Here is an 11444-nt window from a genome sequence, read left to right as displayed (position 1 = left end):
AGTGTCAAAGACTCATTAATGGAGTTCAAAGGTGGATTCATCAAGTTCTAATTTTCTTTTACTCCTCTGACTCTTGACTCAGCACTCAGCACTCAGCACTCTAATTCTTACCGAACACACTACCAAGAGCACGCGCCATATTTTGCGGTTGCATTGCATCCATAGCTGCTGTTGGTTCATAGCCGCAGTGAACCATGCAATCGGCACACTTAGGATTACCACTAGCACGGCCGTATTGACTCCAATCAGTTTCGCCTAGCAATTCCTTAAAGGTGGCATAATGACCTTCATTTAATAGATAACAGGGTTTTTGCCAACCAAGAACGCTATAACTAGGGCTACCCCAAGGCGTGCATTCGTAATCTTTTTCACCAATGAGAAAATCTAGGAACAGCGGATTGTGATTGAAGTTCCAGTTTTTTTCACCTGTTTTCAAGGGAGCGAGAATTTCTCGGAAGAGAGCGCGTGTTTGTTCTCGTTGGAGAAAATGATCTTGATCTGGCGCCCACTCGTAGCTGTAACCAGGAGAAATCATCATCCCGTCAGTATTTAGTGTTTCCAGGAAGTCAAAGAACTCTTGCATTGCTTTAGGATCAGCACCGTCAAAGATGGTGGTGTTTGTCGCGACACGAAATCCTTTGGCTTTAGCGGCGCGAATAGCTTTGACAGCGATATCAAAAACGCCTTTGCGATCTACACACTGATCGTGCCACTCCCGCATTCCATCAAGGTGGACGCTGAAAGTTAGGTAAGGCGAAGGTTGAAACTTATCCAAACTTTTTTCTAACAACAAACCATTTGTGCATAAGTAAACATATTTTTTGCGCTCAATCAATCCCCGCACAATCTCATCAATCTGGGGATGCAACAGAGGTTCTCCCCCAGGAATCGATACAACAGGTGCGCCGCACTCTTCCACAGCAGCAAAGCACTGTTCTGGGGTAAGGTTTTGCTTTAGTACGTCTACTGGATGCTGGATTTTGCCACAACCAGTACAGGCTAGGTTACAGCGAAAAAGCGGTTCCAACATTAATACTAGGGGGAAGCGTTTACGTCCTTTCAAACGCTGGGTAACTAAATACTTCCCAATATCCATAGCTTGTTGTAGATTAATCGCCATTATGGCTATCACTCCTGTTTATATAAATAGATAGAAACACCACGGTTAGGTTGATGTGTATTTAATTTACACTTTTGTCTGTTAAGGGTAAGGGATGGGAAGGGGGAAAAGGGGAAAGGGCAAAAGGGGAAAGGGGGAATAAATACCGAATTCTTGACTCTTAACTCCTGCCCATTTCTCATTTGACATATCCCCCAGAAATAAACCAATACACTGCTTCCTTGAGTGCTGCATTTAGTGAAGACTGGGGTAAACCCAACTCTCGTACTGCTTTTGAGGCATCGTAGTACATGGGTTGTTTAGCCATGCGAACGCCATCCAAAGGCACTGAAGGCAATTTCCCTAGCGGTGCAAGAATTTTTTCATCAATCCAAGCAACACTGAGGGGCAACCAAGCAGGTACAGTGCGTTGGGGTGCGCTCAGACCTGTAATTTCGGCGAGTTCCTCCAAAAGTTGTTTGAGTGTCAGATTTTGATGACCTAAGATATAGCGATCGCCTGACTTCCCCCGCTGCAAAGCTAGTAAATGTCCCCATGCCACATCCCGCACATCGATGAAATTCAGACCAGTATCTAAGTATACGGGCATTTGTCGCCGCAAAAATCGCAGAATAATATCACCTGTTGGGGTTGGTTTAATATCTAACGCCCCGATTGGGCTACTGGGATTGACTACAACTACTTCTTGACCTGTTGCAGCGGCTTGCATGGCTTCTTGTTCAGCCAGAAATTTAGATTTCTTATAGTCACCCACCAACTTTTCTAAGGGACTTTGATGAGTTTCATCTACTATTTGACCAGGTGAACCCACGCCAATCGCTGCCACGGAACTGGTGTAAATGGTGCGCTCAATATCAGCTTTCCGGGCTGCGGCTAGTACATTGCGCGTACCTAACACATTGTGACGATAGAGTAACTCTTGGTCTGTCTGCCATAAAGAATAGTGGGCGGCTACATGAAACAGGTATTGGCAATCTACCATCTGTTGCCAGAGATCTGGGTCATTGAGATCGCCCTGGACTACTTCCACATCCAAACAGCGTAAATTGTCCAGATTGCTGCTGGGGCGTACCAGCGCTTTGACTGTGTATCCCTGTTGCAGCAACAACCGCACCAAGTTAGCACCAACAAAACCTGTACCCCCCGTGACAAACACTTGCATCAACTGCCCCCCTGCTCATTCAATTTTGGATTTGCAATTTTGGATTTTAGATTGTTCAATCCAAAATCTGAAATCTAAAATTCCCCTGCTCCCCCTCTTCCCTGCTGCTTAAACCGGGGAAACCAATCATCTAAAATGGCGTAGACCACAGGGACAACAATCAAGCTGAGAATAGTCGAACTTACAAGTCCGCCAGCGATCGCCACAGCCATAGGCGATCGCAACTCGGAGCCAGCGCCTAAACCCAAGGCAATGGGTAGCATCCCTAAAATAGTTGAGGCTGTGGTCATCATGATTGGTCTAAGGCGCACCGGGCCAGCTTTGAGGATTGCTTCTGTGCGATCTAAGCCAGAGTTACGCAGTTGATTGATGTAATCCACAAGCAAGATGGCATTTTTATTTGCTAGCCCTAACAAAAAGACAAAGCCAATGAGCGAGATCATACCGAAGTCGCTTTTAGTAACAAGTAGTGCCAGCATTGCCCCCACCAGTGCCAAAGGCAAAGAGACGCCAATCACCACCGGGTCTACCCAGCTTTTGAATAGCAAAATCAGTACCACAACAATGCACAGCGCTGATAGAGCCAGAGTAGTGCCGAAACTACCAAAAACCTCACCCAAGCGGGCCGAATCCCCTCCCAAGTCTAAAGAAACACCAGAGGGCAGCACCGCGTTAGCTTCAGCTACCACTTTGTCAGTGGCATCACCCAAAGATAAATTCTGACCGAGGTTAGCACCGATATAGGCTACTCGCTGGTTGTTTAAGCGCTCAATTTGAAAAACTGTGCCTTGTTGATTCGTTTCACCTGTAACTGTGACATCAGCGAATCCTGGGATTTTCTGGAGACGGTCTTTAATTGCTGTAGCGGCTTGACTGAGGGCTTGGAGGTCATTACCCCGTAGTGATACTTGCAAGGGTTTTTGACCGCCGGTATCGACAAATTGAATATCTTCGACACTGGTAGTCACGCCAGTAAGCTTGGGTAAAGAAGAACGGAATTGGTCTTGGAGTTCCGCAGTTTTGATATTGCGATCGTCCTTCAGCTTCACATAGAGCGTACCTTTGTTTGGCTCACCCTCACGAGAACCTACAGTAGTAAATACAGTTTCCACAGCCGGAGATTTTCTAACTACCGCCTCCAGTTTCTTCGCCACTTCAAGAGAATCATTTAAGGGATTGGGAATGGCGATTGAGGCAGCAGAAGGAGAAATTCCTGCTTGTGCTGCTTGTGCTACTTGCCTTTGCAAAGCAGCCTGATCAGGGATATTCGGCAAAGGAGCAGTGTAGGCAATATTGAACTCGCCGCGATCTAGTTTGGGAATAAACCCTTTGGGAATCAGTGGAATCAGTGCTATACCCACGACGAAACTGAGTACAGCTAATCCGACGACTATCCTTCGGTGGCTCAACGACCATCCCAGCAAGTTTCTGTAATATTGGGCAAAAGCCACCCACATATTTCCTTCTTGGCGAGGAGAACGCGAGGCTTTAGGTTTCAGCCAGTAAATAGCCAACACCGGGGATAAAGTCCGAGCAACTAGCATAGAAGCGAGCATCGCCGCTGAAACAGTGATGCCGAAAGGCTTGAAGAACTGACCGATTACCCCACCCATTAAACCGATGGGGAGAAACACCGCTACCGCTGTAAATGTGGCGGCGGTGACTGTCAGTCCAATTTCATTCGTAGCTAAAAGCGCAGCTTGGCGGGGATGTTCACCGTCTTCGATGTGCCGCATGATGTTTTCTACATCTACGATCGCATCATCCACAATACTCCCAATCACCAAAGCTAAAGCTAACAGTGTGATTGTCTCTAAGTTGAAGCCGTAAATCGCCATGACGATAAACGTCGCTAAAAGAGACGTGGGAATCGCCAGCGCAGAAATTAAAGTGGCTCGCCAACTCCACAAAAAAGGAAAAATAACAATGATGGACAACAAGATTGCTTCCATCAGCGCATCTATTGTTGACTGGGTGGCTTGACGGATATATTCTGCTTGAGTAGTAGCTAAGGTGAGTGTGACATCCTTCAGGTTAGACCGCAGTCTTTGGACTTCTTGCTCAACTCGACTCACCACTTCTAACGTGTTGGCATTGCCACGTTTGATCACCTGAAATGCCAGAGCATCTTTGCCGTTAAACCGGATTAATGTCGTCCCGCTTTGAGGGACATTAGCATTAGTTGGCTGCAAGGAAGGAGCGGTAGGAGCGCCTAGCAGAGAGACTTTGAGGACTCCAGGCAGTTTTGCGATCGCACTCACGATTTGGTCATTTGCCAATTTCGTCAGTTCTGTAAGATTTCGCGTCTGACTCTCAATGGCATAGCTAATAGCAGCTGACTCATTCAGATTCAGGGGAATAATTTTGTAAGTTGCTCCTTTAGTCAAAGTCAATTGCTTGATTTGAGTTTCAACGTTGCGGGTTGATGTTTCTAGATTGGTGCCGACAACAAAAGACAGGCTAACGGCAGTTTGTCCAGGATAGGTAGATGAGCGGATATCTTCCAGTCCAGCTAGAGAGCGTAGGCGCTCCTCTATTGGTTGAGTGAGCTTGGCCTCTGTATCCAGAGCAGTTGTCAGCGGGGCTGTAGCATTTACCACCACCACTGGAAAAGTAATATCTGGAAACAAAGCATACTTGAGGGAACTGAAAGCCAAAAGCCCAGCTACCGTCACGGCAATCCAAAAACTCACCGTCAGCCACGAAAATTCAATTGCCAATTTGGAAATATTGAAGCGTTCTCGTGCGGATTTTGAGCTATTAGGCTTTACCATTTTGAAAAATCATCGTGCGGTGACACAATATCTATCTGGAAAATCAGGCAGAAGTAAGGAAAAATTTTTCATCCTGTGTTATGGGCGTGGCTCATGGAGTCTCTAAATAAAAGTAATTTTCGCCATAAATTAGGGAAAGGTTTAAGCTGTCATAAAAAATCAAATAAATCTGAGACAAATTGTGGTATTGGGATAGAAATCAACACAAAATCTCTACTTTGCATTGGTTGAGATTGTTGAGGAAAACTAGCCCAGTACGGTTGATTTTGTCGGCTTTTATATTTCTCATTCCAATTTATCGGCATTGATGATTATGGCAGTAGTTATAAGTAACAGCCTATCAAGATTTTTAAGAATTCAGTTACCATGCTACAGTAATCACTTGCTATTTGGGAGTGCTAAATGACTACTCAGACAATAAGATTATTTGATTGCTAATTGCTAAATTAAAAAATTCTAAAGAATAAAGCGAGTAAACATCTGGGTGTTCGTATTTTGTACAAGACAAACAATATGCGTAGGCGTAGCCAGCCGTAGGCATCGCTATAAATAATAATAAATCCTACTCTTGAATATATCTGCGGTTATCAATACTAGATTAATGACTAATTTACCGCCCATCCAAACAATTTTTGTGCCGCAGGGAGCGGAGTACAAAGCTGTGTGTCGCGGCTTAAGCCACATCACTAGCTCAACGCCAACCGTGGTAGCGATACCCATTGGGATGAAACCTTTAACTAAATACCTGCAACAATGGCAAACAGATAAATGCTTCCAAAATGATTCACAACCCAGAGTGCTAATCATGGGTATTTGTGGCAGCTTGAGCAAGTGCTACGCAGTTGGAGATATTGTACTGTATCAGAGTTGTGTTTATCAGAAGCAAGTTCGAGAATGCGATCGCATCTTCACAACCCAGCTGCATTCTCGTTTATCAGATAAGATAACTTTAGTCAATGCCTTGAGTTGCGATCGCGTCATTTGGTCTGCTGCCGAAAAACTTCATTTAGGCGAGACGTTAGGTACTGATGTTGTTGACATGGAAGGATTTGCTGCCTTAGAGTTTTTCAACGGGTCTGGGGTAGCCGTAGCAATGCTGCGAGTAGTCAGCGACGACTCTGGGCATGATATCCCTGACCTCACACCAGCAATCAACCCCGACGGTTCCCTTCAACCTTTAAAATTAGCAATGATATTGCTTCAACAACCTATTGCCACGACTCGACTAATTCGAGGTTCATTAACAGGACTAAAAGTGTTGGAGCAAGTGACCAATTTGCTGTTTTCTAGTTATAAGCTTGAATAATCTCAATGGAGCTACAAGACTCGCCGACAAGTATCAAAGATTAATCGTCAAACCTAATTTATTTAATTTTTATGAACACCAGTACACCCATAGGTAAAAATAGTGAATCTCAAGTGCTTCATAAATTTAAGTCTTCTCATACACAAGAGATCCAAGAAATTGCCCAAAGGTTAGCTCAGATCACAAATTTATCAGAAGAAACAGTGAAACCTCACCTTGATGCGATGCTTGAGCAGTTGGTAAGGTCTAAAGTTGAATGTCCATTTTATGAAATTGCCACCTCGGATGAATGGGTAAAAGCATTTCGTGAATGGGCAGACAGCCACAGAAAAGATACGCCATTACTTTCCGACTATGCTGTAAGTCGAGCAGGAATATACGAGGAAGATGAAGAAATTTAGTAGCTTACCTTGTAGATAGCAATTTGTTGCTGAGAAGCGTTGAGCCACATCACCCCATGTATGGGGATACTATAAATGCAATTTCCATCTTAAGAAGTACAGGAATTGAGCTTTTTATTACATCCCAAAACCTAGTTGAGTTCTGGCGAAGTGCTACCCGCTCAGTAGAGAGAAACGGGTTAGGGTTAACCATACAAGAAGCCGAAGTGGAACTACAAGGTTTAGAAACACTTTTTCCTGTACTGTCCGATGTACCTGAGATTTATCCTGAATGGAGACGACTAGTTTTAGAGTACGGGGTAATGGGCGTAAATGTTCATGACGCCCGTCTTGTTGCAGTAATGCGTGTTCATCAGCTAACCCACATCCTGACTTTCAACACCAAGGACTTTACTCGCTATGCGAATGAAATCACCCCTGTGCATCCAGCAACTATAATGCCATGACTAACACTCTAGGCAACTGGAATTACGAATTGGGATAAACGCGTCCTTTCCAAGCACCGCCGCGCCCTTGCCAGTGACGTAGGGCTGAATCTAGAGTCATCAGGGTGTAGAGAAAAGCGATCGCAGGTAAGCAAAATGCTAACCAGAGAGGACATTTATAAAAGCGAATTGTAGGTAAATAAGCCAAAGTCATTAGCAGCCATGTGCATAAACCTGTAAATGCGATCGCCCAATTTCCCCAAATCAAACCTAAAATAACACCCACAGGCGCAACCAGATAAATCAGCGTCATTCCCAACAAAGTACCCAGCAGCAGCAATGGGGAATAATCTAATTGCGTGTAAGCAGTACGAGCAACCATATCCCAAATCGTCCCCAAAGTTGGATATGGGCGCAAGCTGCGAGTCAAAGTACTCAATCCTAGCCAGATACGACCGGGGGAGGTATTGGAGGAAGAAGAATTACTTTGTCTCTCCCTTTGCTCCTCCGCTCCTCCGCCCCCCTGCCCCCCCCTGCCCCTCTCCTTAACGGCACGAGCCAGGGCGCAATCGTCAATTAAAGTTTGGCGAATGGCTTGAATACCGCCAATTTGCTCTAAAGCTTCTCGACGAATTAGGATACAGCCCCCAGCGGCGGCAGCGGTTGGATTGTTGGGGCTATTAACCCAGCGGAAGGGATAGAGTTTTTGGAAGAAAAACACGAAAGCTGGGATTAAAAGCTTTTCCCAAGGGCTTTCACACCTAAGTCGCACCATCACAGAAACTAGGTCTAAATCTTCCTGCACAGCTTTGGCAACCAATCGGCGGAGATTGCTAACGTCATGTTCAATATCGGCATCGGTAAGGAAAAAATAATCGGGTTTCTGTAGAGACGTTACATGTAACGTCTCTACAGCCTGAATGCCTTGGTCAATAGCCCAAAGTTTACCCGACCAACCGGGAGGTAATGATTCGCCAGAGATAATATGCAATTGTTGGGGTTTATCTAAGGCATAGGCAACCCCTTCAGCAAAATTTGCTGTCCGGTCTGTACTGCGATCATCTACCAGAAAGACGTTCAGAGAACCAGGATAATCTTGGAGGAGGAGCGATCGCAATGTGGTTGATATCAAATCAGCTTCGTTACGGGCAGGAATAACTGCACAAACTACAGGTAACGATTGTGGAGACGTTACATGTAACGTCTCTACCTCTAATTGCTGGTCTGCTCGCCAAAACTGCCCCCAAAAACTCAGTAATCCCAACCAAATTGTCAAGGATAAGAGTATTAACCCTAATACAATTGCCGCCATGATCTCTTGCAAATTTTCAGTGACTCAGACACAATACACCGTACTGCCGTGTTCATAACTAGATGTTGAGTGTTGAGGTTAAATAGTATTTGATGCAAACACAAGACAGGGTAATAGCTAATCAAGTCGCAACGGCGATCGCAGCTAGCCAAAAATATCTGCTTTCGATTCAAAATCCCGCAGGTTACTGGTGGGCAGAGTTAGAATCCAATGTCACTATTACTGCTGAGGTGGTTCTTCTACATAAAATTTGGGGGACAGACAAAGCAAGACCTTTACACAAAGTTGAAACTTATCTGCGTTCTCAGCAACGGCAGCATGGGGGTTGGGAGCTTTTCTATGGAGATGGCGGAGAACTGAGTACTTCGGTTGAGGCTTACATGGCACTGAAGTTGCTGGGTGTATCGGCAAGCGATCCGGCGATGATTCAAGCACGAGCCTTTATTCTTAAACGGGGCGGTATCAGCAAAACTCGGATTTTTACCAAGTTGCATCTCGCTTTACTTGGCTGTTACAACTGGCGCGGTATCCCCTCACTACCGCCTTGGGTAATGCTTTTGCCCACAGCTTTCCCCTTTAATATCTACGAAATGTCTAGCTGGGCCCGCTCCAGTACTGTACCGCTGTTGATTGTCTGCGATCGCAAACCGATTTTTGTAACTGATCCAACTATCAACCTAGATGAGTTATACGTTGAAGGTGTCGAGCAAGTCCGCTGGGAATTACCCCGCACTGGCGATTGGACAGATTTATTCCTCACCCTTGATGATGGGTTCAAGTTTGCAGAAAGCCTCAATTTAGTACCCTTCCGCGAAGAGGGCATTAAAGCCGCCGAAAAATGGATTTTAGAACGGCAAGAAACTACGGGCGACTGGGGTGGGATTATTCCCGCTATGCTAAATTCAATGCTGGCTTTGCGGTGTCTCAGTTACGACCTAAATGATCCGATTGTGGAACGAGGTTTGCAAGCAATAGATAACTTTGCTCTGGAAACAGAGAATACATACAACATACAGCCTTGTATTTCACCTGTCTGGGATACAGCTTGGGTGATGCGTGCCTTAATAGAATCTGGTTTTGCGCCAGATGATCCGGTTGTGGTGCAGGCTGGAGAGTGGTTACTGCAAAAGCAAATTCTGGACTACGGGGATTGGGCTGTCAAAAATCGCCAGGGAAAACCTGGGGCTTGGGCATTTGAGTTTGACAATAAGTTTTATCCAGATGTAGACGATTCCGCTGTTGTGGTAATGGCTCTACATATAGCAAAACTCCCTAATGAAAAAATCAAACAGGCTGCGATCGCCCGTGGCTTAAATTGGATTGCATCCATGCAGTGTAAACCAGGTGGTTGGGCTGCCTTTGATCTGGACAATGATCAAGATTGGCTTAACTCTATCCCTTATGGCGACTTGAAAGCCATGATTGACCCAAACACCGCAGATGTTACCGCTAGGGTTCTAGAAATGCTAGGTGTTTGTGACTTATCAATTGATATGCACAACCTAGAACGAGCGCTTACTTATCTCATGGATGAGCAAGAAACTGAAGGCTGTTGGTTTGGTCGCTGGGGTGTAAATTATATCTACGGCACTAGTGGCGTCCTGTCAGCTCTAGCCTTAATTGATCCGCAAAGGCATCAACTCAGTATCAAACGGGGCGAAGCTTGGCTAGTCGGATGTCAAAACTCAGATGGTAGTTGGGGCGAAACTTGCCGCAGCTATGACGATCCTAGCCTTAAAGGACAAGGAGATAGTACCGCATCCCAAACTGCTTGGGCTTTAATTGGGCTGATAGCAGCAGGTGAAGTAACAGGCAAATTAGCGCTTGACTCCATTGAGAAAGGAATTAGCTACCTTTTGGCAACTCAACAGCCAGATGGTACCTGGTACGAGGCAAACTTTACCGGGACTGGCTTTCCTGGACATTTTTATCTCAAGTACCACTTGTATCAACAATACTTTCCTTTAATCGCTCTAGGTCGCTATCAAGCAGTTTTGGAATAGTGGAAGGGGGTAGGGGAGATATATTTTGACTTCTTGTAAAAATGCGAAGAAGCGAAAAAGGAACTCTCATTCCTCTGTGTCCTCTGTCTTGGAAAGTTCTGAATCGCTATGCGGGTCTGACTGCCCAACCGTTCTAAAAGAATGGTTGCCTTGTGTCCAAAGGACACAAGGGAGAAGCGCAAGGCTTTGCGCCCAAGGGCAGTAAAACAGACCATCGGAGGAAACCTCCGCTCAGACTTTCCGCTGCGCTTCTGCGGTTTGACTCTTCCGTCAATTGTGCATAAGTCCTATAAATGTGGATGAAACATAGTTCCATCCACTATTTTTAACCCAGAACTTCTACAGCGCTTGCTTTAAGAAAGTTACTAATTCTTCAAGGTTGGGTGTTTCGAGTAAATCCAACACTTCTGATGCTTTTTCAGACGGTATACAGTCATCTGGTAAGCCGATGATGGAAGTTCCCAAATTTTGGGCCAAGTGATACCAAAAAGCCAATTTACAATCAATGCTCATTGCGGCATACTCTCTAGCAGGAGTTGCCGTTTCTCCTCCTTCATTTTTTAGCAACTGACGCAAAGCATTTAGTTGTTCTGCCTGGGGTAGATTTTGAATTTGAGCAACCAAATTTGCTGTACTATCATTTGGCACATCATTGAGAGCGATCGCTGGAACTTCATCAGCAATTTCGTTATAAAGTAATGCCAACACAACCAAGCGATCATCTACATCCAAATTCTGGAATTTTGATATACCTTGTTCTGAAAAATTGATATTTGTAGAAGTCATAAAACCCCCAATAAGTTAGTAATAGATTTGTAGCAATACTGCAATTAATTACTATCAATAGCAACGATATCAGATGTATATTTGACGTTTTACCTGACTGAAGATAGATGTATATAAACCAGAGAGCAGAATAATTAGACACAGAATATCAATCG

8 protein-coding genes and 1 pseudogene are annotated in these 11444 nt (G+C 44.9%); 4 read left to right on the top strand and 5 right to left on the bottom strand.

The window, feature by feature from the left end:
- Nucleotides 1–100 precede the first annotated feature (100 nt).
- The 3 genes from hpnH to HCR01_RS03265 form a co-directional block, all read right to left on the bottom strand.
- Nucleotides 101–1120, bottom strand: coding sequence for an adenosyl-hopene transferase HpnH (hpnH, locus tag HCR01_RS03275; protein ID WP_193194486.1), 1020 nt, complete (start codon nucleotides 1118–1120; stop codon nucleotides 101–103).
- A 178-nt stretch (nucleotides 1121–1298) separates the two neighbouring features.
- Nucleotides 1299–2282 (bottom strand): hopanoid-associated sugar epimerase, encoded by a 984-nt coding sequence (gene hpnA / locus HCR01_RS03270; protein WP_193194484.1) that lies wholly within the window; start codon nucleotides 2280–2282, stop codon nucleotides 1299–1301.
- A gap of 74 nt (nucleotides 2283–2356) precedes the next feature.
- Nucleotides 2357–5056, bottom strand: a complete 2700-nt coding sequence (locus HCR01_RS03265; protein ID WP_193194482.1) for an efflux RND transporter permease subunit — start codon at nucleotides 5054–5056, stop codon at nucleotides 2357–2359.
- A gap of 601 nt (nucleotides 5057–5657) precedes the next feature.
- Here HCR01_RS03265 and HCR01_RS03260 point away from each other — a divergent pair.
- From HCR01_RS03260 to HCR01_RS03250, 3 genes and pseudogenes are all read left to right on the top strand, one after another.
- The gene (locus HCR01_RS03260) at nucleotides 5658–6362 is read left to right on the top strand and encodes a phosphorylase (protein ID WP_193194480.1); all 705 of its coding nucleotides are present in this window, start codon (nucleotides 5658–5660) and stop codon (nucleotides 6360–6362) included.
- A 71-nt stretch (nucleotides 6363–6433) separates the two neighbouring features.
- Entirely contained in the window at nucleotides 6434–6763 is a 330-nt protein-coding gene (locus HCR01_RS03255) for a hypothetical protein (RefSeq protein ID WP_193194478.1), read from the top strand.
- Nucleotides 6764–6780: 17 nt separating this feature from the next.
- A pseudogene (locus HCR01_RS03250) lies at nucleotides 6781–7209 on the top strand (type II toxin-antitoxin system VapC family toxin); the annotation flags it as partial.
- 22 nt (nucleotides 7210–7231) lie between these two features.
- Here the strand turns inward: HCR01_RS03250 and HCR01_RS03245 are convergent.
- Complete coding sequence (locus HCR01_RS03245; RefSeq protein WP_193194475.1) at nucleotides 7232–8500, bottom strand: glycosyltransferase; 1269 nt, start codon at nucleotides 8498–8500, stop codon at nucleotides 7232–7234.
- Nucleotides 8501–8592: 92 nt separating this feature from the next.
- On the opposite strand from HCR01_RS03245, the gene shc reads away from it, so the two are divergent.
- Nucleotides 8593–10503 carry a squalene--hopene cyclase gene (gene shc, locus HCR01_RS03240; protein ID WP_193195191.1) on the top strand — a complete coding sequence of 637 codons (1911 nt, stop codon included), beginning with the start codon at nucleotides 8593–8595 and terminating at the stop codon, nucleotides 10501–10503.
- A gap of 339 nt (nucleotides 10504–10842) precedes the next feature.
- Here the strand turns inward: shc and HCR01_RS03235 are convergent, their stop codons facing one another.
- Nucleotides 10843–11289 carry an orange carotenoid protein N-terminal domain-containing protein gene (locus HCR01_RS03235; RefSeq protein ID WP_193194473.1) on the bottom strand — a complete coding sequence of 149 codons (447 nt, stop codon included), beginning with the start codon at nucleotides 11287–11289 and terminating at the stop codon, nucleotides 10843–10845.
- Between the last annotated feature and the right edge of the window lie 155 nt (nucleotides 11290–11444).

Origin of the sequence: Nostoc sp. MG11, from assembly GCF_014904695.1 — a bacterium.
GTDB lineage: Bacteria > Cyanobacteriota > Cyanobacteriia > Cyanobacteriales > Nostocaceae > Komarekiella.
Note: the sequence above shows the minus strand (reverse complement) of the source record. Positions and strands in the feature narration are given on the sequence as shown.

Excerpts from the sequence above, each read along its gene's own strand:
- hpnH (WP_193194486.1), bottom strand. The coding sequence starts at position 1,120 with ATGGCGATTAATCTACAACAAGCTATGGATATTGGGAAGTATTTAGTT.
- hpnA (WP_193194484.1), bottom strand. The coding sequence starts at position 2,282 with ATGCAAGTGTTTGTCACGGGGGGTACAGGTTTTGTTGGTGCTAACTTG.
- HCR01_RS03265 (WP_193194482.1), bottom strand. The coding sequence starts at position 5,056 with ATGGTAAAGCCTAATAGCTCAAAATCCGCACGAGAACGCTTCAATATT.
- HCR01_RS03260 (WP_193194480.1), top strand. The coding sequence starts at position 5,658 with ATGACTAATTTACCGCCCATCCAAACAATTTTTGTGCCGCAGGGAGCG.
- HCR01_RS03255 (WP_193194478.1), top strand. The coding sequence starts at position 6,434 with ATGAACACCAGTACACCCATAGGTAAAAATAGTGAATCTCAAGTGCTT.
- HCR01_RS03245 (WP_193194475.1), bottom strand. The coding sequence starts at position 8,500 with ATGGCGGCAATTGTATTAGGGTTAATACTCTTATCCTTGACAATTTGG.
- shc (WP_193195191.1), top strand. The coding sequence starts at position 8,593 with ATGCAAACACAAGACAGGGTAATAGCTAATCAAGTCGCAACGGCGATC.
- HCR01_RS03235 (WP_193194473.1), bottom strand. The coding sequence starts at position 11,289 with ATGACTTCTACAAATATCAATTTTTCAGAACAAGGTATATCAAAATTC.